Below are 23,140 nucleotides of genomic sequence, written 5' to 3'. Positions count from 1 at the left end.
GCAATCAGTCCAAGAGATGGTGCGGCTGCTTTCCATAGCCTCTGGCTATGCGGCCTGCCTATGCTGCACCCATGCAGCTCCACCAGCTCCGCTACTTCACGGCCGTCGCGGACACCCGCCACTTCACTCGCGCCGCCGAGGCCGAGCACGTCGCCCAGCCCTCCCTCTCGCAGCAGATCCGCGCCCTGGAACGGGAGCTCGGCGCCGAGCTTTTCCACCGCGCACGCGGCCACATCGCCCTCACCGACGCGGGCGAGGCCCTGCTCCCGCTGGCCCGCCGCATCCTCGCCGACGCCGAGACCGCGCGCCGCGAGGTGCAGGAGGTCGCCCAGCTGCGGCGCGGCCGGGTACGGCTCGGGGCGCCGCCCAGCCTCTGCGCCAGCCTGGTGCCCGACGTGCTGCGCGACTTCCGCGGCCGCTACCCGGGCGTCGAGCTCCAGGTGCACGAGGGCGGCTCGCAGGACCTGGTCCGCGCGCTGGCCGACGGGGCGCTCGACCTCGCCCTCGTCGTCACCCCGCTCCCCGTCCAGGCCCCGGCGCTGGCGACCACCGAGCTGCTGCGCGAGGACCTCGTCGTGGTCTCCTCACCGGACGAGCCGGCACCCGTGCGCCGCCGCCGGATGCGCGTCGCCGACCTGCGGGACCGGCCGCTGGCGATGTTCCGGCGCGGCTACGACCTGCGGGAGCTGACGACGGCCGCCTGCCGGGCCGAGGGCTTCGAGCCGGTCCTCGCCGTCGAGGGCGGCGAGATGGACGCGGTACTCGGCTTCGTACGGGCCGGGCTCGGCGTGGCCGCGGTGCCCCGCATGGTGGCCGACCGCTCGGGCCTGCGCGTCACCCCGTTCGCGCCGCCCGGGCTGCACCGGACGATCTCCGTCGCGCACCGCGGCGACGTCTCCCCGCCCCGCGCCGCACGCGAGCTCCAGCGCATCATCGAACGCTCCGTACCCGCCTCGACGACCCCGGCGGCCGGCGCGACGGCGGACCCGGCGGAGGACTGAGCCCGGGCGCGGTCGCGGGCGGGCCGGGGGTTTGTGAGGGTGGACGCAGAGCGGACCGGCGGAGGTGCGGCAGATGACGCGGTATCCCGATGTGGTGGACGTCCCGGAGGAGAGCCGGTACGAGGCGCGGTACGGCGGAGCCGTCGCCGGGGTCGCGGAGTACCTGCGGACCGGCGAGCTGATCGCCTTCGTCCACACCGAGGTCGACCCGCACTACGAGGGGCAGGGCGTCGGCTCGGCGCTGGCCCGCAACTCCCTGGACGCGGCCCGCACGGCCGGCCTGGCCGTGCTGCCCGTCTGCCCGTTCTACGCGTCCTGGATCGGGAAGCACCCCGAGTACCAGGACCTGCTGTACAGCAAGAAGAGCCGTGTGACGGACTGACCGCACACGGCTCTCCGGCCCCCGCGGGGCGTGCGCTCAGATGCCGAGCGCGGCCTCGCTGACGCGGGCGACGGCCTCCTTGTCGCCCTCCGTCTCCACCTGCGCGGCGCTCTGCCGGCCCGAGGCGAAGAGCAGCAGCTCCGAGGGCTCGCCGAGGACGGTGACCACGGGCGTGCCCTTGCGGGCCACGACCGTCTGCCCGTTGGGCCGGCGCAGCACGAGACCGGCGGGCGCCTTGCGGCCGAAGAGCCGCGCCGCCGCGGTCTCCAGCCGCTTCCACAGCGCCTCCTGGAAGACCTCGTCCAGCTCGCGGGGCGTCCAGTCCGGCCGGGCCCGGCGGACGTCCTCGGTGTGGACGTAGAACTCGACGGTGTTGGCGGCCTCGTCGAACTGCTTGAGCGCGAACGGCGACATCTTCGGCGGCCCCGTACGGATCAGCTGGATCAGCTCCTCGTACGGCTTGGCCGCGAACTCCGCCTGCACCCGGGCCAGTCGGTCCGCGAGGGGCTTGAACAGGGTGCCGCCCGCCGCGTCGCTGCGGCGCTCGCGCACCACGACGTGAGCGGCGAGGTCGCGGGTCTTCCAGCCCTCGCACAGGGTCGGGGCCTCGGGTCCTGAGCTCTCCAACAGGTCGGCCAGAAGGAGACGTTCGCGCTTGGCATGGGTCGACATGCGGGCAATCGTAGGCGCGCACCCCCTCGGTCGCGAGCACCCGGACGGCCGCGTCGGCCCGCCGGCCACCGGGTTCAGGCGCCCGGGAGCGGAGCCGTCAACTCCGGCCCGTCCGCGGCCTCCTGGTCCGCCCCGCGCAGGGTGAGGGCGCAGGCGACGGTGGTCCCCTCCCGCTGCTCGTACGTGCCGAGCGCGGGGTGCACCGCGTACGGGCGGTAGGCGCGGCCGTCCTGCGGAATCCGGGCGAGGCGCTGCCGGGCCGCGTCGGCGCACAGCGCCAGCGACCGCTCCCGCAGGTCCCGTTCGGAACGGAAGGTGCCCTTCAGCCGCCGCTCGGCGACGACTTCGCCGTCGTGCGGGCCCGTGCACCGGCGCCGCTCCGTCTTCGTCACGTCGCGGCTCAGCCCCGGGTGGTCGAAGCAGTCCCCGGCGCGCAGCCGGACGTACGGGACGGGCGACGCGGGCGCCGCGACGCCGAGCGCCTTGCCGTCGGCGGGCGCTCTCCCGTCCGTGCCGTTCTCCGCGGGTCCGGCGTCCCCGCCGTCCGCGAGGGCGAGTACCGCCGTGAAGGCCAGGGCCGCCGAGGCGAGCAGCACTCCGGCCAGGGCGAGGACGGTCACACGGGGCGAGGCGGGGGCGCGGGTGGTCATGCCGCGCAGCGTTCCCGTCCCCGGTGAAGCCGCGCCCACCGGGACGTGAACGGTCCGTACGCCGGTCCGTGACCATGCCTCGCGCGGTTGCGGGAGAATGGCCGCATGTCTGCGAGCCCCGAACCCGCCAGCTCCCTCGACCCGTCGATCGCCGCCCGGCTGAAGCGCAACGCCGACGGCCTGCTGCCCGCCGTCGCCCAGCAGCACGACACCGGCGAGGTGCTGATGCTCGGATGGATGGACGACGAGGCGCTGCACCGCACCCTCACCACGGGCCGCGCGACGTACTGGAGCCGCAGCCGCCAGGAGTACTGGGTCAAGGGCGACACCTCGGGGCACGTGCAGCACGTCAAGAGCGTCGCGCTGGACTGCGACGCGGACACCGTGCTCGTCAAGGTCGACCAGGAGGGCGCCGCCTGCCACACCGGCGACCGCACCTGCTTCGACGCGGACGTCCTCCCGCTCGGCTGACACCCCGCGGCCGCACGTCAACTCCCCGTACCCCGACGCCCGTTCGGGCCCCCGGCCACTCGTCGGCGCCGACCCGCGCGGGCGGCCGGGGCGGCGGGGCGCGCGGCAAGTACGCTTCCCCACCATGACCACGGGCTCCGCATCCCCCGACGCGTCTCTCGCCGCGTCCCGCACCTCCACCTCCGACGCCCCCGGGGCGCCGCACGTCCCGGGCCCCGCCGCGCCCGGCCTCGACGCCGCGGTCACCCCGTCCCCCGAGGGCTTCCGCACGCTCGCGAAGGACCGCAGAGTCATCCCCGTCACCCGGCGGCTGCTCGCCGACGGCGACACCCCCATCGCGCTCTACCGCAAGCTCGCCTGCTCGGAGCCCGGCACGGACGGCGAGAACGGCCGCCCCGGCACCTTCCTGCTGGAGTCCGCCGAGAACGGGCGCACCTGGTCGCGCTACTCCTTCATCGGCGTCCGCAGCTCCGCCGCGCTGACGGTGCGGGACGGGCAGGCGCACTGGATCGGCGAGCCGCCCGTCGGCGTGCCCACCGGCGGCGACCCGCTGCGCGCCCTGCGGGAGACCGTCGAGGCCCTGCACACCCCGCGCGACCTGCACGAGGGCACGGACCTGCCGCCGTTCACCGGCGGCATGGTCGGCTACCTCGGCTACGACGTCGTCCGGCGCCTGGAGAAGATCCGCACCGGGGACGAGCCGGAGGGCACCGAGACCGCCGACGACCTCGGCCTGCCCGAGCTGACCATGCTGCTCGCCTCCGACCTGGCCGTCCTCGACCACCGGGACGGCACCGTCCTCCTGATCGCCAACGCGATCAACCACAACGACCTCGACACCGGCGTGGACGAGGCGTACCGCGACGCCGTCGCCCGCCTCGACGCGATGACGGCCGACCTCGCCCGCCCCGCGCCCGTGCCCCCGGCGGCGCTCCCGGCCTCGCGGCTCCCGGAGTTCACCGCCCGCTCCGGCGGCGCCACGTACCGGGGCTGGGTCGAGGACGTCAAGGAACGCATCCGCGCGGGCGAGGCCTTCCAGGTCGTGCCCTCGCAGCGGTTCGAGACCCCGTGCGAGGCGAGCGGCTTCGACGTCTACCGGGTGCTGCGGGCGACGAACCCGAGCCCGTACATGTACCTGCTCAGGATCGGCGGCGAGGGCGGGCACGACGGCTTCGACATCGTCGGCTCCAGCCCCGAGGCCCTGGTCAAGGTCGAGGACGGGCGGGCGATGATGCACCCCATCGCCGGGACCAGGCCGCGCGGCGCCACCCCGCAGGAGGACACGGCACTGGCCGAGGAGCTGCTCGCCGACGCCAAGGAGCGCGCCGAGCACCTCATGCTGGTCGACCTCGGCCGCAACGACCTGGGGCGGGTCTGCGAACCGGGCAGCGTGGAGGTCGTCGACTTCATGTCCGTCGAGCGCTACAGCCACGTCATGCACATCGTCTCCACCGTCACCGGACGCCTCGGCGCCGGGCGCACCGCGCTGGACGCGCTCACCGCCTGCTTCCCCGCCGGCACCCTCTCCGGGGCGCCCAAGCCGCGCGCCCTGCAGATCATCGACGAGCTGGAGCCCACCCGGCGCGGCGTCTACGGCGGCTGCGTCGGCTATCTGGACTTCGCCGGTGACGCCGACACCGCGATCGCCATCCGCACCGCCCTGCTCAAGGACGGCACCGCCTACGTCCAGGCCGGTGCGGGCGTCGTCGCGGACTCCGACCCGGCGGCCGAGGACACCGAGTGCCGCAACAAGGCGGCGGCCGTCCTGAGGGCGGTCGGAACGGCCGGACGGCTCGGCGGTAGCGTGGAACGGTGACTTCCCCAGCCCCGGACGGCCCTCCCCAGCCGCAGGACCCCGCCGAGAACCCCTCAGCCGAGGCGGCCCCCGAAGCCGCCCCGGCCGAAGCCCCGGACGCGCCCGGCGGCGGGCCCGCGGCGCGTTCCCGCGCGCCGCGCCGCGCGCTGGCGCTCGCGCTGCTGTGCGGCGCCGTGGGCGCGGCGCTCGCGCTGGTCGCCTCGGGCCAGGTCTGGAGCGAGTCCTCGGTCTCCTTCGCCCAGGGCACGCTGCCCGTCGAGGTCAAGGGCAGCGAGGCGACGGGCCTGCCCAGTGCGCTCGCGCTGGTCGGACTCGCCGCGCTGGTCGCGGTGTTCGCGGTGCGCCGCGCCGGACGCCTCGTCGTCGCGGGGCTGCTGACGCTGTGCGGCGTCGGCACCCTCGTCTCCGCGCTCGCGGGCGCGCGGGACACCGCGCCGCTGGAGGAGAAGGCGGCGGAGGCCAGCGGCCTCGCGCAGGCCACCGTCGACACCGTGCACATCGGCAGCTGGCCCTACCTCTCGGCCGTCGGCGGCGCGCTGCTGCTGCTGGCCGGGCTGCTGGCCCTGTGGTTCGGCCGCGCGTGGCCGTCGATGGCCGGCAGCGGCCGGTACGAGCGCGGCCCCCGCAAGCCGCGCACCGCGCCCGCGGTGGACCCGGACCGCCCCGAGGACCTGTGGAAGGCCCTGGACCGCGGCGAGGACCCCACCGGCACCGCGCAGGACCCGGCCGAGGACGCGGAGGATCTGGCCGACACGGCGGCGGACACCACCCGTGACAAGCCCAACGGCACCCCCTGATCGGCGGCTTCGGGGCGTCGGGAGAGAATGACCCCGGAGCGGGGCCCTGCGGCCCACCGAGTTGATCTCTACGAGGAGCACACATGTCGGGCAACAGCCACGGACACACCCCGGCCGCGTGGACCGGCGTCATCATCGCCATAATCGGCTTCTGCATCGGCGGAGCCTTCATGGTGATGGCCCAGCCGCTGGGCGTCGTGGCGGGCCTGGTCGTGATCGCTGCCGGTGGCGTCGTCGGGATGGCGATGCGCGCCGCGGGCCTGGGCCAGCCGAAGACGCACGGATACGCCGGACAGCAGCCGCAGGGGCAGCAGTCCTGAGCGAGGAGCGGAGCTCCGTCTTCACGCGGCACCGGTTCCTGAGGCCGGTGCCGCGCCTCGCCGCGCCCGTCGGCACCCTGGTGGCCGTCGGCGCGGCGTTCGCGTACGTGGGCTCGGTCGACCCGAACGAGCCGGGCCACTACCCGACCTGTCCGCTGCTGTACCTGACCGGCATCTACTGCCCGGGCTGCGGCGGGCTGCGCACGGCGCACGCCGTCGCGCACGGCGAGCTGACGACCGCGCTCGCGACGAACGTGCTGGCCGTGGCGGCGTTCGTGGCCTTCGCGGTGTTCTGGCTCGTCTGGGTGGTGCGCGCCGCGCGCGGGCTGCCCACCTCGGTGCCGCTGAGCCGGACGCACCTGTGGGCGCTGGGCGGGCTGACGCTCGCCTTCACCGTGGTCCGGAATCTGCCCTTCGGCGCGGCCCTCGCGCCCTGACGCCGGTGCGCGGCGGGGGTTCCCGTCCGGCGCCGGGGCACCGAAATGCGGGGGCTTTATCCGGTATGTGGGATTCTCCGTCACCGGATGCGGACGGTCCGCCGGGTGCCGGATACCATCGCAGTGCGTGATCCCATCCTCTCCAGTGCTCCGTCACGGGGTGGGTACGGGCCGATGAACAGCCCGGACGTTAGGAAAAGCAGCCGGAAGGCAGCCGAGAAGCGACCAAGAAGGGGGCCCTCGCGTGAGTGTGCTCGACGAGATCATCGAAGGTGTGCGCGAGGATCTCGCGGAGCGGCAGGCGCGCGTCGGTCTCGACGAGCTCAAGGAACGCGCCGCGAAGGTCCCGCAGGCCAAGGACGGCATCGCCGCCCTCAAGGGCGACAGCATCAAGGTGATCTGCGAGGTCAAGCGCTCCAGCCCGTCGAAGGGCGCGCTCGCCGCGATCGCCGACCCGGCCGCCCTCGCCGCCGACTACGAGACCGGCGGCGCCTCCGTCATCTCCGTCCTCACCGAGCAGCGGCGCTTCGGCGGCTCGCTCGCCGACCTGGAGGCCGTGCGCGCCAAGGTCGACATCCCGGTGCTGCGCAAGGACTTCATGTTCTCCGCGTACCAGCTGTGGGAGGCGCGGGCGCACGGCGCCGACGTCGTCCTGCTGATCGTGGCCGCGCTGGAGCAGGAGGCCCTGGTCTCGCTGATCGAGCGCGCCGAGTCGATCGGCCTGACGCCGCTGGTCGAGGTGCACGACGAGGAGGAGACCGAGCGTGCCGTCGCCGCCGGCGCCAAGGTCATCGGCGTGAACGCGCGCAACCTCAAGACCCTCGAGGTCGACCGCGGCAACTTCGCGCGGATCGCGCCCGAGATCCCGGACCACATCGTCAAGATCGCCGAGTCCGGCGTCCGCGGCCCGCACGACCTCATCGCCTACGCCAACGACGGCGCCGACGCCGTCCTCGTCGGCGAGTCCCTCGTGACGGGCAAGGACCCCAAGACCGCCGTCGCCGACCTCGTCGCCGCCGGCGCCCACCCCGCCATCCGGCACGGGAAGGGCTGACCGGGGATGACCGCGCAGCACCCGGGCGACGCGACCGCGTACGGACCGTACGCGGCGCTCGCCCGCGGCTGCCGTCCGCGCGGCTGCCGGGCACCGGCACGCCGGGTGCACGGGCGGCGGGTGCGCTACCACATCGGCTCCGTACCGGGGCAGATCAACGGGCGCCGATGGCCCGGTACGCTCGCGCTCTGACCCCCTCCCGCACGCCCCGCCGCGTCCGCTCCCGCCCCTGCGCGGCCCGGACCGGCCGCCGGCGCGTGTCCCCTCGCCGCTGACGCGTCCCGCCGTACCGCCCGCCGCATCATGGGCCCGTGCCCGGTACGCCCGCGGCCCGGGCCGTACCGCTGACGCGCCGTCGCGGCGCCGTGTCCGGGAGGGCCGGAGCGCGCCCACGGTGGACCCACCTTCATCCCGTCATCCCGCACAAGGAGCACGTCGGATGTCCGACTACTTCATTCCCGACCCCGAGGGCCGGGTGCCGAACGCCGAGGGGTACTTCGGCGCCTTCGGCGGCAAGTTCATCCCCGAGGCGCTCGTCGCCGCCGTCGACGAGGTCGCGGCCGAGTACGAGAAGGCCAAGGCCGACCCGGCCTTCGCGGCCGAGCTGGAAGACCTGCTGGTCAACTACACGGGGCGGCCCAGCGCCCTGACCGAGGTGCCGCGCTTCGCCCAGCACGCGGGCGGCGCCCGGGTGTTCCTCAAGCGCGAGGACCTGAACCACACCGGCTCGCACAAGATCAACAACGTGCTGGGCCAGGCGCTGCTCACCAAGCGGATGGGCAAGACCCGCGTCATCGCCGAGACCGGAGCGGGACAGCACGGCGTCGCCACCGCGACCGCCTGCGCTCTCTTCGGCCTCGAATGCACCATCTACATGGGCGAGATCGACACCCAGCGGCAGGCGCTCAACGTGGCGCGGATGCGGATGCTGGGCGCCGAGGTCGTCCCCGTCGCCTCGGGCAGCCGGACGCTGAAGGACGCCATCAACGAGGCGTTCCGCGACTGGGTCGCCAACGTCGACCGCACCCACTACCTGTTCGGCACGGTCGCCGGGCCGCACCCCTTCCCGCAGCTGGTCCGGGACTTCCACCGGGTCATCGGCGTCGAGGCCAGGCGGCAGATCCTGGAGCGCGCCGGACGGCTGCCGGACGCGGTGGCCGCCTGCGTCGGCGGCGGCTCCAACGCCATCGGCCTCTTCCACGCGTTCGTGCCCGACGAGGGCGTACGCCTGGTCGGACTGGAGGCCGCCGGGCACGGGGTGCCCTCCGGCGAGCACGCGGCGACGCTCTCCGTCGGCGAGCCCGGCATCCTGCACGGCTCCCGCAGCTACGTGCTCCAGGACGACGAGGGCCAGATCACCGAGCCGTACTCGATCTCGGCCGGTCTGGACTACCCCGGCATCGGCCCCGAGCACGCCTACCTCAAGGACAGCGGACGCGGCGAGTACCGGCCCGTCACCGACGACGAGGCCATGCGCGCGCTCCGGCTGCTCTCCGAGACCGAGGGCATCATCCCGGCGATCGAGAGCGCGCACGCCCTCGCCGGAGCCCTGGAGCTGGGCCGCGAACTCGGCCCCGACGGGCTGCTCCTGGTGAACCTCTCCGGGCGCGGCGACAAGGACATGGACACCGCCGCGCGGTACTTCGGGCTGTACGACGGCAGCGACGAGAGCGCCTCCGAGGGCGCCGAGGGGGCGGACAAGTGAGCGGCACCATCGAGCTGTTGAACGCGACGCTCGCGCAGGCCAGGCAGGAGAACCGCGCGGCGCTGGTCGGCTACCTCCCCGCCGGGTTCCCCACCGTCGAGGGCGGCATCCAGGCGTGCACCGCGCTGCTGGAGAGCGGCTGCGACGTCGTCGAGGTCGGCCTGCCGCACAGCGACCCGGTCCTCGACGGCCCCGTCATCCAGACCGCGGACGACGTGGCGCTGCGCGGCGGCGTCCGGATCGCGGACGTCATCCGCACGGTGCGCGAGGCCCACGCGGCCACCGGCAAGCCGGTGCTGATCATGACGTACTGGAACCCGGTCGACCGGTACGGCGTCGAGCGGTTCGCGGCGGAGCTCGCCGAGGCGGGCGGCTCCGGCTGCATCCTGCCCGACCTGCCGGTGCAGGAGTCCGAGGTGTGGCGGAAGGCGGCGGAGGCGCACGGGCTGGCCACCGTGTTCGTCGTCGCGCCCAGCAGCCGTGACGAGCGGCTCGCGAAGATCACCGAGGCGGGCAGCGGCTTCGTCTACGCGGCCTCGCTGATGGGTGTCACCGGCACCCGCGAGTCCGTCGGCAACGAGGCGCAGGAGCTGGTCCGGCGGACCCGCGCGACGACGGACCTGCCGGTCTGCGTCGGCCTCGGCGTCTCGAACGCGACCCAGGCCGCCGAGGTCGCCGGCTTCGCCGACGGCGTCATCGTCGGCTCCGCCTTCGTCAAGGAACTGCTGGCGCACGAGGACGACCTGGACGCGGGCCTCACCGGGGTCCGCGCCCTCGCGGCCGAGCTGGCGCGGGGCGTCCGGCGGGACTGAGCGAAGGCCCCGCGGCGGGACGGTGCGGCGCGCGCGGTCCGGACACCAGTTCCGGGCCGCGCGCGCCGTCGTGTGCGGCCTTCGCTCATTCGAGGGAAACGGCCGGTGGGCGTGAACGCCGCCGCAATTCCGGGTCGTTGGCTCAGGGCGTGATGAGCCAGAGGAACTCCGAGGGAAAGAGCAGTGCCCGCGAGCGGCTGCGGGAGCAGCGCGAGCAGGACCGCGCACGTGAGAAGCGCGGCCGGGTGCTGAAGATGAGCGGCGCGATCGTCGCCGTGCTGGCGGTCGCCGCGGGCATCGGCGTCGCTGTCTCCCAGACGGGCGGCGACGACGGCGGCGGGGGCGGTGCGGACGCGAAGCCGATCACGGTGGGGCAGAAGGCGGCACCGGCCACCCTCACCGTCTACGAGGACTTCCGCTGCCCGGCCTGCGGCCAGTTCGAGAACCAGTTCCGCAGCACCATCCACGACCTGGAGAAGCAGGGGAAGCTGCGCACGGAGTACCACCTCGTCACGATCATCGACGACAACATGCGCGGCTCCGGCTCCCGCAAGGCCGCGAACGCCGCGATGTGCGCCCAGGACGAGGGCCGCTTCAGCCAGTACCACGACGTCCTCTTCCAGAACCAGCCGCAGGAGCAGGACGACGCGTTCGCGAACGAGAAGCTGCTGCTGAAGCTCGCGGAGAAGGTCGACGGGCTGAGCGGCGAGAGCTTCAAGAGCTGCGTGCAGGAGGAGAAGCACGCGGACGACGTGAAGAAGTCCGGCGAGGCCTTCGCCGAGTCCGGCCACCAGGCCACGCCGACGATCCTCCTCGACGGCAAGGAGCTGTACGGCGCCGACGCCCAGCCCATCACCCCGAAGGACCTGAGGAAGAAGGTCGAGGCGAAGTCCTGACCCGCCCCCGCCAGATGTTCCCCGCCCGGTGCGAGCGGCCCGTTACGGAGCCGTTGCACCGGGCGGATTGCTCGGTGTGCGGCCCGGCAGGGTAGCGTCGGGCTCGCCATGGAGACGCTTGCATTCATCCCCAGTCCCTCGGCCGGCGAGATCTATCTCGGGCCGGTCCCGCTGCGCGGTTACGCGTTCTGCATCATCGCCGGTGTGTTCCTCGCCGTCTGGCTCGGCGGACGCCGCTGGGTCGCGCGCGGCGGACGCGTCGGGACGGTGGCGGACATCGCCGTCTGGGCCGTGCCCTTCGGCCTCGTCGGCGGCCGCCTGTACCACGTGATCACCGACTACCAGCTGTACTTCGGTGCGGGCCGGAACCCGGTCGACGCGTTCAAGATCTGGGACGGCGGACTCGGCATCTGGGGCGCGGTCGCGCTCGGCGCGGTCGGCGCCTGGATCGGCTGCCGCCGCCGGGGCATCCCGCTCCCGGCGTACGCGGACGCCGTCGCGCCCGGCATCGCCCTCGCCCAGGCCGTCGGCCGCTGGGGCAACTGGTTCAACCAGGAGCTGTACGGGCGCGCCACCGACCTGCCGTGGGCGCTGGAGATCGACCCGCAGCACCGGCCCGTGGACACCCCCGACCTGGCCACGTACCACCCGACCTTCCTGTACGAGTCGCTGTGGTGCATCGGCGTCGCGCTGCTGGTGCTCTGGGCCGACCGCCGCTTCCGGCTCGGCCACGGCCGCGCCTTCGGGCTGTACGTCGCGGCGTACACGGTGGGCCGGTTCTGGATCGAGTACATGCGCGTCGACGACGCCCACCACTTCCTGGGCCTGCGGCTGAACAACTGGACGTCGATCGTCGTCTTCGTCGCCGCGGTGGCCTACATCGTCGTCTCGGCGAAGCGCCGCCCCGGCCGCGAGGAGGTCGTCGAGCCGGGCGCCGACGAGGAGGACGAGGGACACCAGGACGGCGAGGACGGCGGGGACTCCCGTGACGCCGGGTCCGACGCCGAGCCCGAGGACGGCAAGGGCTCCAAGTCCCCCAAGTCCCCCAAGGACGAAGGGAACGGCGCCGGTTCCGGCGGGACCGCCGAGGCGGCGGCCGGAGGACGCGGCTGACCGGCCGCCCGCGCACACCCACGGGCCGCCCGCCCCGGTTCTCCGGGGCGGGCGGCCCGTCAGCGTCGGTAGCGGGCCAGGATGCGGTTGCCGTCGGTGACGAGGCGTTCGCGCAGCTCACGCAGGCCGATCGCGCCGCCGTAGTACTGCTGCAAGGCGGGCGTCGCCGCCTTGTCCGACCACTCCGGGTAGCCGCGCACGCCGAGTACGGGGGAGGCCCGCAGGTGTGCCGCGAGCGCGAGGCCCGTGCGCCCGCCGTCCCCTTCCGTGGCGAGCCCGGGGTCGCGGAGGGCGGCGCGTGACGTCGGCAGCAGCCGGTCGGCCCGCGCCAGGCGGGCCATCCGGTCCGGGGCGGCCAGATACGCGATGAAGTCCACGGCGGTCCGCGGGTGCGCGGTGTCCCGGGCGACGGACAGCGTCTGCGGGCTGACGCCCTGCTCCGGCCCGCCGCCGGCCGCCGGGTCGCCGGAGGGCAGCGGGAGCGTCAGCCAGCCGAAGCCGTCCGGGGCCTGCTGCCGTACCTGCCGGCGGAAGGAGAAGTTGAGCGGGAGCAGCGCGTACCGGCCGGCGAAGAAGCCGGGCAGCGTCTCGGCACCGCCCATGGACAGGCCGCCGCGCGGGGCCGTGCGGTCGGTGTTCACCTGGCGCCGGATCAGCTCCGGCACCCGGCTCTCCTCGGGGCCGAAGCGGACGACGGCGCGGCCGTCCTCCCGCCGCAGGACGCGTCCGCCGGTGGTGAGGGCGAGGTTGACGGACTGGTTCACCGGCTCGTTCATCGACCAGGCGACGCCGTACGTCCCGGCCCGGGTGAGCTCCTTCGCCGCGTCCTCGAACTCCTCCCAGCTCCAAGGGTGTTGGACGTCCGGGACGCGGACGCCGCCGCGCTCCAGCAGCTCCCGGTTGGCGATCAGGACGCGCGGCTCCTGGAGCAGCGGGACGCCGTGGATGCCGCCGGCGATGCGGGTCATGTCCCAGGTGGCCTCGGGGATCTGGCGGCGGAGCGGGGCGGGGAGCAGGCCGGTGAGGTCGGTGAGGTAGCCGCCGTGCGCGAAGTCGGTGAGGTCGGCGGCCTCGTCGTGGATGACGTCGGGGGCCTCGCCGCCCTCGAAGGAGGTCAGCAGCTGGTCGTGCACGGTGTCCCAGCTGCCCTGGACGTAGCGCACGCGGCGGTGCGGGTTCTCCCGGTTCCAGGCGGCGACCAGGGCCCGGGTGACGGCGACGGTCTCGCGCTGCCAGGCGAGACTGAGGAAGTCCAGCGTCCGGCCGTCGCCCCCGTCCGCGCAGCCGCCGGTGACGCCGGCGGCGAGGGCGGCGCCGAGGAAGCGGCGGCGGCGCATCAGCCCTTCACCGCCCCGGCCAGCGCGCCGGTGACCAGGCGGCGCTGGAGCAGCGCGAAGAACACCAGGCTGGGCAGCGTGGCCAGCAGCGCGGCGGCGGCGAGGGGGCCGAGGTCGGCGGCGCCCTCGTCGCCGAGGAAGCGGGTGAGGACGACGGACATCGTCTGCCGGGACGGGGACTTGAGCAGCACCAGGGCGAAGAAGAATTCGTTCCAGGCGGTGATGAAGGAGAACATCACCGTCGCCACCACGCCCGGAGCCAGCAGCGGCAGCACCACGCTGACCAGGGTCCGCAGCCGCCCGCAGCCGTCGGTGGCCGCCGCCTCCTCCAGCGCGACGGGCACGGCCGTGACGTAGCCCCGCAGCATCCACAGCGCGAAGGGCAGGTTCCACACCACGTAGACCAGGACCAGCCCGGCGGGGGAGTCGATCATCCGGACCTGTCTCAGCAGCAGGAACAGCGGGAGGACGACGAGGACGAACGGGAACATCTGGCTGACCAGGATCCAGCCCGTCGCGAGCCGCCCGGTGAGGGAGCGGCGGCGGGCCAGCGCGTAGGCCGCGGGCACCGCGAGCAGCACCGAGAGTGACGCGGCCGAGGACGCGACGAGCAGGCTGTTCAACGCCGAGCGCAGCAGCGGCTGTTGGGCGAACGCGGCCCGGAAGTTGTCCAGCGTCGGCCGCTCGGGCAGCCACGCGGGGTCGGCCGCGCCCAGCTCCTGCGGCGGCTTGAACGCGGTGCCGAGCAGCCAGAACAGGGGGAAGGCGAGAAAGACCAGATAGCAGGCCAGCGCTGCATACTGGGCGGCCCGGGCGGCCCGGTTCACTCCTCGTCCCCCTTCAGCCGGCGGTGCAGGAAGACCGTCAGCAGCACGGCCATCACGGCGACCAGCACCAGCCCCATGGCGGCCGCGTACCCGAACTGGCCGTAGCGGAACGCCTCTTCGTACGCGAAGAGCATCGGCAGCCGGGTCGAGCCGCCGGGGCCGCCCTGGGTGAGGACGTACACCAGGCTGAACGCGTTGATGTTCCAGATGAAGTTGAGCGCGGTGACGGCGAGGGCGACGGGGCGCAGCGCGGGCCAGGTCACCGCGGTGAACCGGCGCCAGGCCCCGGCGCCGTCGAGCGCGGCGGACTCGTGCAGGTCACGGGGGATGTTCTGGAGTCCGGCCAGCAGGACGACGCTGGTCTGCGGCAGCCCGGCCCAGACACCGACGGCCACGACGGCGGGGAGCGCGAGCGACATCTCCGCCAGCCAGTTGACGTTGTCGTCCAGCAGCCGCAGATCGCGCAGCACGGCGTTGAGGATGCCCGCGTCCTGGTGGTAGACGAGGCGCCACATGATGCCGATGACCACCTCGGGCACGGCCCACGGGACGAGTGTCAGCGTCATCGTCAGCCGCCGCGGCCGCAGGTCCTGGTTCAGCAGCAGCGCCAGCCCGAGTGCCAGCGCGAACTGAAGGACCGTCACGGAGAGCGCCCACACCAGGCCGATCCGGAAGGAGTTCCAGAACAGCCGGTCGTGCCGCAGGTCGGCGAAGTTGGCGAGGCCGGTGAACTCCGTCGGCTCGGTGCGCCCGGACTGCGCGTCGGTGAACGCCAGCGCCATCCCGTACAGCAGCGGGCCGACGCTCAGGACCAGGATCGGCAGCAGCGCGGGCAGCAGCAGGAACCAGGTGCCGCGGCCCGGGCCGAGCACGCGGGGGCCGGGCGATCGCGGCGGGCCCGGCCGGCGGCGGGGTGCCCGGGGGGCGGGCCGTTCGCCCGTCGTCACCACGTCGGCCCCACAATGGCCCCTTCGCCGTTGTCCGTTGGCGTTCCCCGGCGGCGGGCCGCCGCCCGTGCGGACGTCCGGGGAGGGCCGGCCGGGCACGGGTGGACAGGATGGTGCCCGGGCGGTGCGCCGCCGTCAACGGTCACCGTCCGGCGCGTCAGCGGACGGGCCCTCGGGGGCCGTTCGAGGGCGGGTAAGTACGGCCTTCCTTGCTGGCGGGGAGGGTTGTCCCGCGCGTACTTTCGAAGATGCCGGGGTGCCGGAGGTCCGGCACCGCAGCACCGAAGAGGGGAGCGTACGCCGAGATGTCGTCCACGGAGACCAGGGGTCACACGGGTGCGGAGGAGACGGCGGCCGCCGGGCCGGCGCAGGACGCCGCCCCGCACGCCGACCACTCGCACCGCGACGTCAACGGCGGCTGGCTGCGCCCCGCCGTCTTCGGCGCGATGGACGGCCTGGTCTCGAACCTCGGCCTGATGACGGGTGTCGCGGGCAGCAACGCCTCCTCGCAGACCATCGTCATCTCCGGGCTGGCCGGCCTCGCCGCCGGTGCCTTCTCCATGGCGGCGGGCGAGTACACCTCCGTCGCCTCGCAGCGCGAGCTCGTCGAGGCCGAACTGGAGGTCGAGCGGCGGGAGTTGCGCCGTCATCCGGAGGACGAACTGCGGGAGCTGGCCGAGGTCTACACGGCCCGCGGCGTCGAGCCCGAACTGGCCGCCGAAGTGGCCCGTCAGCTGCACCGGGACCCGGAACAGGCGCTGGAGATCCACGCGCGCGAGGAGCTGGGGGTGGACCCGGCAGACCTGCCGTCACCGACAGTAGCCGCGGTTTCCTCCTTCCTTTCGTTCTCGCTGGGCGCCATCATTCCCGTACTGCCGTACCTGCTCGGTGCCAGTGCGCTGTGGCCCGCCGTCGTGCTCGCGCTGCTGGGACTGTTCGTCTGCGGCGTGGTCGTCGCCCGGGTGACGGCGCGTTCCTGGTGGTTCAGCGGGCTGCGGCAGCTGCTGCTCGGCGGCGCTGCGGCTGCGGTGACGTACGGACTGGGGACAATGTTCGGAGTGGCAGTGGGATGAGCTCGCGGTGAGCCCCGTCCCTTCCGTCCGGCGGTTTCCGCCCCGATCTCGCAGGTAGTCCAGGTCCACGCAGCATCTCGCCGCGACGCGGCATCTCGCTGTTACTCAACGGTTTCAGTTTGTTCAACGGTGGGCAGAAGCCGGGAGGCCCGCGAGCAACGACGCCCGCGCTGGCCTGCACAATCCTGGGTTCTGAGCGCCCCTTCCCTTCGTATCGCAGCCGCATGTGGCGTCCGCATGCTGGAATCTGTCATCCGCTTTTCGGGAACCGGGCCATCATGTAACCTCCCACAGCACTTTTCCTGCGAGGGCCAACGTCGTCCCTCGGCACCTGTACTTGCTACTTGCCATGACGACGACGGGAGAGCCGATGCGTGCAGCGAAAATGGCGGAATTGGCGGCCCACCCAGCCAAGCAGGGGATGTACGACCCCCGGTACGAACATGACGCCTGCGGCGTCGGCTTCGTGGCGACGCTCACCGGCGAGGCCAGCCACGAGCTGGTCGACCGGGCGCTGACCGTTCTCCGCAACCTCGAGCACCGCGGCGCCACCGGCTCCGACCCGGACACCGGCGACGGCGCCGGCATCCTGTGTCAGATTCCGGACGCCTTCCTGCGCGAGAACGTCCCCTTCGCGCTCCCCGAGGCGGGCTCCTACGCCGCCGGTATCGCCTTTCTCCCGGCGGACGAGGCGGCGGCCGCCGAGGCCGTCTCACAGATCGAGACGATCGCGGCCGAGGAGGGCCTGACCGTACTCGGCTGGCGCGAGGTCCCCGTCGCCCCGCAGCTGCTCGGCGCGGGCGCCCGCGAGACCATGCCGTCCTTCCGGCAGCTTTTCGTTGCGGACCGGCACAGCGTTGCGGACCAGCAGAGCGTTGCGGACCGGCACAGCGTCGCGGACGGTGACGCCGCCCGTTCCGGGATCGCGCTCGACCGGCCCGCGTTCGTGCTGCGCAAGCGCGCCGAGCGGGAGGCCGGGGTCTACTTCCCCTCGCTGTCCGCGCGGACCATCGTCTACAAGGGCATGCTCACCACCGGCCAGCTGGAGCCGTTCTTCCCCGACCTGTCCGACCGCCGCTTCGCCAGCGCGATCGCCCTGGTCCACTCCCGCTTCTCCACCAACACCTTCCCGAGCTGGCCGCTCGCCCACCCGTACCGCTTCGTCGCGCACAACGGCGAGATCAACACCGTTCAGGGCAACCGGAATTGGATGCGGGCCCGCGAGTCCCAGCTGTCCTCCGCGCTCTTCGGTGCGGACGCCGGTGACAGCTCGCTGGAGCGGATCTTCCCGCTGTGCACCCCGGGCGCCTCCGACTCCGCGTCCTTCGACGAGGTCCTGGAGCTGCTGCACCTCAGCGGACGTTCGCTGCCGCACTCGGTGCTGATGATGGTCCCGGAAGCCTGGGAGAGCCCCCAGTCCAAGAACTCCATGGACCCCGCCCGCCGGGCGTTCTACCAGTACCACTCGACGATGATGGAGCCCTGGGACGGGCCCGCCTGCGTCACCTTCACCGACGGCACCCAGGTCGGCGCCGTTCTCGACCGCAACGGCCTGCGTCCGGGCCGGTACTGGGTCACCGACGACGGCCTCGTCGTCCTCGGCTCCGAGGTCGGCGTCCTCGACATCGACCCGGCCCGGGTCGTCCGCAAGGGCCGCCTCCAGCCGGGCCGGATGTTCCTCGTCGACACCGCCGAGCACCGGATCATCGAGGACGAGGAGATCAAGACCGGGCTCGCCGCCGAACACCCCTACGGGGAGTGGCTGGAGAGCGGGCTGATCGAACTCGCCGACCTGCCCGAGCGCGAGCACGTCGTGCACACCCACGCCTCGGTCACCCGCCGCCAGCAGACCTTCGGCTACACCGAGGAGGAACTGCGCGTCCTCCTCGCGCCGATGGCCAACACCGGCGCGGAGCCGATCGGTTCGATGGGCACGGACTCGCCGATCGCCGCGCTCTCCGACCGGCCGCGGCTGATCTTCGACTACTTCACCCAGCTGTTCGCGCAGGTCACGAACCCGCCGCTGGACTCCATCCGCGAGGAGCTCGTCACCTCGCTGCACTCCTCGCTCGGCCCGCAGGGCAACATCCTGGAGCCCACCGCCGCGTCCTGCCGCAGCGTGACCCTGCCCTTCCCGGTCATCGACAACGACGAGCTGGCCAAGCTCATCCACGTCAACGCCGACGGCGACCTGCCCGGATTCCAGTCCGCGACGCTCTCCGGCCTCTACCGCGTCCACGACGGCGGCAGGGGCCTGGCCGACCGGATCAAGGAGATCTGCGACGAGGCCGACGCCGCGATAGCGGCCGGCGCCCGGCTGCTGGTCCTCTCCGACCGGCACTCCGACGCCGAGCACGCGCCGATCCCCTCGCTGCTGCTCACCTCCGCCGTGCACCACCACCTGATCCGCACCAAGCAGCGGACCCAGGTCGGCCTGCTCATCGAGGCCGGTGACGTCCGCGAGGTGCACCACGTCGCGCTGCTCATCGGCTACGGCGCCGCCGCGGTCAACCCGTACCTGGCCATGGAGTCCGTCGAGGACCTCGTCCGCGCGGGCACCTTCCTGCCCGGCGACCTGGAGCCCGAAAAGGCGATCCGGAACCTCATATACGCCCTCGGCAAGGGCGTGCTGAAGGTGATGTCCAAGATGGGCATCTCCACCGTCGCCTCCTACCGGGGCGCGCAGGTCTTCGAGGCAGTCGGCCTGGAGGAGTCCTTCGTCGACACCTACTTCCACGGCACGACCACGAAGATCGGCGGCGCCGGTCTCGACGTCGTCGCCAAGGAGGTCGCCGCCCGGCACGCCAAGGCGTACCCGGCCACCGGCATCGCGTCCGCGCACCGGGACCTGGACATCGGCGGCGAGTACCAGTGGCGCCGCGAGGGCGAGCCGCACCTGTTCGACCCGGACACCGTCTTCCGGCTCCAGCACTCCACCCGCTCGCGCCGCTACGACATCTTCAAGCAGTACACGCAGCGCGTCGACGAGCAGTCCGAGCGGCTGATGACGCTGCGCGGCCTCTTCCAGCTCAAGGGCGACCGTCCGGCCGTCCCGATCGACGAGGTCGAGCCCGTCAGCGAGATCGTCAAGCGGTTCTCCACCGGCGCGATGAGCTACGGCTCCATCTCGCAGGAGGCGCACGAGACCCTCGCCATCGCCATGAACCAGCTGGGCGCCAAGTCCAACACCGGTGAGGGCGGCGAGGACCCGGAGCGGCTCTACGACCCGGCGCGGCGCTCCAGCATCAAGCAGGTCGCCTCCGGCCGCTTCGGCGTCACCAGCGAGTACCTCGTCAACTCCGACGACATCCAGATCAAGATGGCCCAGGGCGCCAAGCCCGGCGAGGGCGGCCAGCTGCCCGGCCACAAGGTCTACCCGTGGGTCGCCAAGACCCGGCACTCGACGCCGGGCGTCGGCCTCATCTCGCCGCCGCCGCACCACGACATCTACTCGATCGAGGACCTCGCCCAGCTCATCCACGACCTGAAGAACGCCAACCCGCAGGCGCGCATTCACGTCAAGCTGGTCTCCGAGGTCGGCGTCGGCACCGTCGCCGCCGGTGTCTCCAAGGCGCACGCCGACGTCGTCCTCGTCTCGGGCCACGACGGCGGCACCGGCGCCTCCCCGCTGACCTCGCTCAAGCACGCGGGCGGCCCCTGGGAGCTCGGCCTCGCCGAGACCCAGCAGACGCTGCTGCTCAACGGTCTGCGCGACCGCATCGTCGTGCAGACCGACGGCCAGCTGAAGACCGGCCGCGACGTCCTCATCGCCGCGCTGCTCGGCGCCGAGGAGTACGGCTTCGCCACCGCGCCGCTGGTCGTCTCCGGCTGCGTCATGATGCGCGTCTGCCACCTGGACACCTGCCCGGTCGGCATCGCCACCCAGAACCCGGTGCTGCGCGAGCGGTACAGCGGCAAGGCCGAATTCGTCGTGAACTTCTTCGAGTTCATCGCCGAGGAGGTCCGCGAGCTGCTCGCCGAGCTCGGCTTCCGCAGCCTCGACGAGGCCATCGGCCACGCCGAACTCCTCGACACCTCCCGCGCCGTGGACCACTGGAAGGCGCAGGGCCTGGACCTGGAGCCGCTGCTGCACGTCCCGGACCTCCCCGAGGGCGCGGTGCGCTACCAGATCGCCGAGCAGGACCACGGCCTGGCCAAGGCGCTCGACAACGAGCTGATCAAGCTCTCCGCCGACGCGCTGAACGCCGACTCGGCCGAGGCCGCCCAGCCGGTCCGCGGCCGGATCGCGATCCGGAACATCAACCGCACCGTCGGCACCATGCTCGGCCACGAGGTGACGAAGAAGTTCGGCGGCGCGGGCCTGCCCGACGACACCATCGACCTCACCTTCACCGGCTCCGCCGGCCAGTCGTTCGGCGCCTTCGTGCCGCGCGGGGTCACCCTCCGCCTGGAGGGCGACGCCAACGACTACGTCGGCAAGGGCCTCTCCGGCGGCCGCATCGTCGTCCGCCCGGACCGCGGCGCCGACCACCTCGCCGAGTACTCGACCATCGCGGGCAACACCCTCGCCTACGGCGCCACCGGCGGCGAGATGTTCCTCCGCGGCCGGGTCGGCGAGCGGTTCTGCGTCCGCAACTCCGGCGCGACGGTGGTCTCCGAGGGCGTCGGCGACCACGGCTGCGAGTACATGACCGGCGGCCACGCCGTCGTCCTGGGCGAGACGGGACGCAACTTCGGCGCCGGCATGTCCGGCGGCGTCGCGTACGTCATCGACCTCGACCCGGCCGACGTCAACACCGGCGTCCGGGACGCCGTCGAGGAGCTCGACGACGAGGACAAGGGGTGGCTGCACGACGTGGTGCGCCGCCACCTGGAGGAGACCGGGTCCACCGTGGCCGAGAAGCTCCTCGCCGACTGGGACACCGCGGTGGCCCGCTTCAAGAAGGTCCTGCCGGCCACCTTCAAGGCCGTGCTCGCCGCCAAGGACGCCGCCGAGCGAGCCGGACTCTCCGAGTCCGAGACCCACGAGAAGATGATGGAGGCGGCGATCAATGGCTGACCCCAAGGGCTTCCTGACCACCGACCGCGAGGTCGCCGAGACCCGCCCCGTCGAGGAGCGTGTCCAGGACTGGAACGAGGTCTACAAGCCGGGCTCCCTGCTGCCCATCATCAGCAAGCAGGCGAGCCGCTGCATGGACTGCGGCATCCCGTTCTGCCACAACGGCTGCCCGCTCGGGAACCTCATCCCCGAGTGGAACGACTACGCGTACCGCAACGACTGGACCGCCGCCAGCGAGCGCCTGCACGCGACGAACAACTTCCCCGAGTTCACCGGCCGGCTATGCCCCGCGCCGTGCGAGTCGGCCTGCGTGCTCGGCATCAACCAGCCGCCGGTGACGATCAAGAACGTCGAGGTCTCGATCATCGACAAGGCGTGGGACAGCGGCGACGTCACCCCGCAGCCGCCCGAGCGCCTCTCCGGCAAGACCGTCGCCGTCATCGGCTCGGGCCCGGCCGGTCTCGCGGCCGCCCAGCAGCTGACCCGCGCCGGGCACACCGTCGCCGTCTACGAGCGCGCGGACCGGATCGGCGGGCTCCTCCGGTACGGCATCCCCGAGTTCAAGATGGAGAAGCGGCACATCAACCGCCGCATCGAGCAGATGCGCGCGGAGGGCACCAAGTTCCGCACCGAGGTGGAGATCGGCCGGGACATCGACGCGAAGAAGCTGCGCAAGCGCTACGACGCCGTCGTCGTGGCCGCCGGCTCCACCACCTCCCGCGACCTGCCCGTCCCCGGCCGCGAGCTGAACGGCATCCACTTCGCGATGGAGTACCTGCCGCTCGCCAACAAGGTGCAGGAGGGCGACCTGACGGTCTCCCCGATCTCCGCCGAGGGCAAGCACGTCGTCGTCATCGGCGGCGGTGACACCGGCGCGGACTGCGTCGGCACCGCGCACCGCCAGGGCGCCGCCTCCGTCACCCAGCTGGAGATCATGCCCAAGCCGGGCGAGGAGCGGAACGCCAACCAGCCCTGGCCGACCTTCCCGATGCTGTACAAGGTCACCTCCGCGCACGAGGAGGGCGGCGAGCGGGTCTACTCCGTCAACACCACCCACTTCGAGGGCGACGAGGACGGCAACGTCCAGTGGCTGCACCTCGTCGAGGTGGACATGTCCGGCGGCCGCCCGGAGCCGAAGCCCGGCACCGAGCGGAAGATCCCGGCGCAGCTGGTCACCCTGGCCATGGGCTTCACCGGCATCGACAAGACCAACGGTCTCGTCGAGCAGTTCGCCTTCGGCCTCGACGAGCGCGGCAACGTCGCCCGGGACGCGGACTACATGACCGACGTCGACGGCGTCTTCGTCGCCGGTGACGCCGGGCGCGGCCAGTCGCTCATCGTCTGGGCCATCGCCGAGGGCCGCTCGGCCGCCAAGGGCGTCGACCGGTACCTGACGGGCGTGAACAGCGCCCTGCCCGCGCCGGTCCGGCCCACGGACCGTGCGCTGACGGTCTGACCCGCAGGCACACAACGGCGCCCGCCCTCCGGTGACTTCGGTCCGCCGGAGGGCGGGCGCCGTGTCGTGTACGCGCCGGTGGTGAGCCGGCGGTGACGCGGGAAGCGCGGTGCTCCGCCGCGCGCGGCCTCGCGCGCGGGAGCGGTGAGATGCGGGCACCGGCGCGCGGGGTGTGCGCGCTGCGGCGGGCGCCGGGGGCGGCCTGGGGAGAGGGCGCTCGGCCGCCGGGGTACCGGGGCGGACCGGGTCTCTCTCGTCGTGCTCGTTGCTCGGTGCTTCGGTGCGGTCCAGCGGTGGTGCTGCCGTGCCGCTCGTGCCGTGTGCGGTGATGCGGTGGAGCAGGGATGCCATGGT

General features: G+C 73.1%; 21 protein-coding genes. 16 read left to right on the top strand and 5 right to left on the bottom strand.

Annotation, left to right across the window (positions count from 1 at the left end; genetic code table 11):
• Window positions 1-71 precede the first annotated feature (71 nt).
• Both HCC30_RS09935 and HCC30_RS09930 read left to right on the top strand, forming a co-directional pair.
• On the top strand, window positions 72-1,001 hold the full coding sequence (locus HCC30_RS09935; protein WP_169442054.1) for a LysR substrate-binding domain-containing protein: 930 nt from the start codon (window positions 72-74) through the stop codon (window positions 999-1,001).
• Between the two features lie 73 nt (window positions 1,002-1,074).
• Window positions 1,075-1,383, top strand: coding sequence for a GNAT family N-acetyltransferase (locus tag HCC30_RS09930; RefSeq protein ID WP_169442053.1), 309 nt, complete (start codon window positions 1,075-1,077; stop codon window positions 1,381-1,383).
• Window positions 1,384-1,419: 36 nt separating this feature from the next.
• Here the strand turns inward: HCC30_RS09930 and HCC30_RS09925 are convergent, their stop codons facing one another.
• Window positions 1,420-2,055 carry a TIGR03085 family metal-binding protein gene (locus HCC30_RS09925; protein WP_169442052.1) on the bottom strand — a complete coding sequence of 212 codons (636 nt, stop codon included), beginning with the start codon at window positions 2,053-2,055 and terminating at the stop codon, window positions 1,420-1,422.
• A 74-nt stretch (window positions 2,056-2,129) separates the two neighbouring features.
• Window positions 2,130-2,705, bottom strand: coding sequence for a hypothetical protein (locus tag HCC30_RS09920; RefSeq protein WP_169441892.1), 576 nt, complete (start codon window positions 2,703-2,705; stop codon window positions 2,130-2,132).
• Window positions 2,706-2,810: 105 nt separating this feature from the next.
• Between HCC30_RS09920 and hisI the strand changes: the two genes are divergently transcribed.
• The 11 genes from hisI (at window position 2,811) to lgt (ending at window position 12,126) form a co-directional block, all read left to right on the top strand.
• Window positions 2,811-3,176 (top strand): phosphoribosyl-AMP cyclohydrolase, encoded by a 366-nt coding sequence (hisI, locus tag HCC30_RS09915; RefSeq protein ID WP_169442051.1) that lies wholly within the window; start codon window positions 2,811-2,813, stop codon window positions 3,174-3,176.
• 124 nt (window positions 3,177-3,300) lie between these two features.
• The gene (locus tag HCC30_RS09910) at window positions 3,301-4,992 is read left to right on the top strand and encodes an anthranilate synthase component I (protein ID WP_169442050.1); all 1,692 of its coding nucleotides are present in this window, start codon (window positions 3,301-3,303) and stop codon (window positions 4,990-4,992) included.
• A complete protein-coding gene (locus HCC30_RS09905; protein WP_169442049.1) occupies window positions 4,989-5,789 on the top strand; it encodes a TIGR02234 family membrane protein in 801 nt (266 codons plus the stop codon). The genes HCC30_RS09910 and HCC30_RS09905 overlap by 4 nt, the downstream gene beginning before the upstream one ends.
• Window positions 5,790-5,872: 83 nt before the next feature.
• Window positions 5,873-6,109 (top strand): HGxxPAAW family protein, encoded by a 237-nt coding sequence (locus HCC30_RS09900; RefSeq protein WP_169442048.1) that lies wholly within the window; start codon window positions 5,873-5,875, stop codon window positions 6,107-6,109.
• Between the two features lie 47 nt (window positions 6,110-6,156).
• Complete coding sequence (locus HCC30_RS09895) at window positions 6,157-6,546, top strand: DUF2752 domain-containing protein (RefSeq protein ID WP_346776564.1); 390 nt, start codon at window positions 6,157-6,159, stop codon at window positions 6,544-6,546.
• 244 nt (window positions 6,547-6,790) lie between these two features.
• On the top strand, window positions 6,791-7,600 hold the full coding sequence (gene trpC, locus HCC30_RS09890) for an indole-3-glycerol phosphate synthase TrpC (RefSeq protein WP_169442047.1): 810 nt from the start codon (window positions 6,791-6,793) through the stop codon (window positions 7,598-7,600).
• 6 nt (window positions 7,601-7,606) lie between these two features.
• Entirely contained in the window at window positions 7,607-7,792 is a 186-nt protein-coding gene (locus tag HCC30_RS09885) for a hypothetical protein (RefSeq protein WP_169442046.1), read from the top strand.
• A gap of 247 nt (window positions 7,793-8,039) precedes the next feature.
• The gene (gene trpB, locus HCC30_RS09880; protein ID WP_169442045.1) at window positions 8,040-9,305 is read left to right on the top strand and encodes a tryptophan synthase subunit beta; all 1,266 of its coding nucleotides are present in this window, start codon (window positions 8,040-8,042) and stop codon (window positions 9,303-9,305) included.
• Window positions 9,302-10,117: a tryptophan synthase subunit alpha gene (trpA, locus tag HCC30_RS09875; RefSeq protein WP_169442044.1), complete on the top strand. Its 816-nt coding sequence runs from the start codon at window positions 9,302-9,304 to the stop codon at window positions 10,115-10,117. The genes trpB and trpA overlap by 4 nt, the downstream gene beginning before the upstream one ends.
• 152 nt (window positions 10,118-10,269) lie before the next feature.
• Window positions 10,270-11,013 (top strand): thioredoxin domain-containing protein, encoded by a 744-nt coding sequence (locus tag HCC30_RS09870; RefSeq protein WP_169442253.1) that lies wholly within the window; start codon window positions 10,270-10,272, stop codon window positions 11,011-11,013.
• A 108-nt stretch (window positions 11,014-11,121) separates the two neighbouring features.
• Window positions 11,122-12,126 (top strand): prolipoprotein diacylglyceryl transferase, encoded by a 1,005-nt coding sequence (gene lgt / locus HCC30_RS09865; protein WP_169442043.1) that lies wholly within the window; start codon window positions 11,122-11,124, stop codon window positions 12,124-12,126.
• A 59-nt stretch (window positions 12,127-12,185) separates the two neighbouring features.
• Here lgt and HCC30_RS09860 read toward each other — a convergent pair whose 3' ends face one another.
• Genes HCC30_RS09860 through HCC30_RS28515 form a run of 3 tightly spaced genes read right to left on the bottom strand, consistent with a single transcriptional unit; the run spans window position 12,186 to window position 15,162 of the window.
• The gene (locus HCC30_RS09860) at window positions 12,186-13,463 is read right to left on the bottom strand and encodes an extracellular solute-binding protein (protein ID WP_169442042.1); all 1,278 of its coding nucleotides are present in this window, start codon (window positions 13,461-13,463) and stop codon (window positions 12,186-12,188) included.
• Window positions 13,463-14,290: a carbohydrate ABC transporter permease gene (locus tag HCC30_RS09855; protein WP_169442041.1), complete on the bottom strand. Its 828-nt coding sequence runs from the start codon at window positions 14,288-14,290 to the stop codon at window positions 13,463-13,465. Before HCC30_RS09855 ends, HCC30_RS09860 begins: the two co-directional genes overlap by 1 nt.
• Window positions 14,287-15,162 (bottom strand): sugar ABC transporter permease, encoded by an 876-nt coding sequence (locus tag HCC30_RS28515; protein ID WP_346776563.1) that lies wholly within the window; start codon window positions 15,160-15,162, stop codon window positions 14,287-14,289. The genes HCC30_RS09855 and HCC30_RS28515 overlap by 4 nt, the downstream gene beginning before the upstream one ends.
• Window positions 15,163-15,542: 380 nt before the next feature.
• Here HCC30_RS28515 and HCC30_RS09845 point away from each other — a divergent pair, with 380 nt between their 5' ends.
• The 3 genes from HCC30_RS09845 (at window position 15,543) to HCC30_RS09835 (ending at window position 22,786) form a co-directional block, all read left to right on the top strand.
• The gene (locus HCC30_RS09845; RefSeq protein ID WP_169442040.1) at window positions 15,543-16,310 is read left to right on the top strand and encodes a VIT1/CCC1 transporter family protein; all 768 of its coding nucleotides are present in this window, start codon (window positions 15,543-15,545) and stop codon (window positions 16,308-16,310) included.
• 370 nt (window positions 16,311-16,680) lie between these two features.
• Window positions 16,681-21,330, top strand: coding sequence for a glutamate synthase large subunit (gene gltB, locus HCC30_RS09840; RefSeq protein WP_240979452.1), 4,650 nt, complete (start codon window positions 16,681-16,683; stop codon window positions 21,328-21,330).
• Window positions 21,323-22,786 carry a glutamate synthase subunit beta gene (locus HCC30_RS09835; protein WP_169442039.1) on the top strand — a complete coding sequence of 488 codons (1,464 nt, stop codon included), beginning with the start codon at window positions 21,323-21,325 and terminating at the stop codon, window positions 22,784-22,786. Before gltB ends, HCC30_RS09835 begins: the two co-directional genes overlap by 8 nt.
• Window positions 22,787-23,140: the final 354 nt, after the last annotated feature.

Origin of the sequence: Streptomyces sp. HNM0574, from assembly GCF_012726235.1 — a bacterium.
Classification (GTDB): Bacteria; Actinomycetota; Actinomycetes; order Streptomycetales; family Streptomycetaceae; genus Streptomyces.
This window is presented reverse-complemented; position numbering and strand designations above follow the sequence as displayed.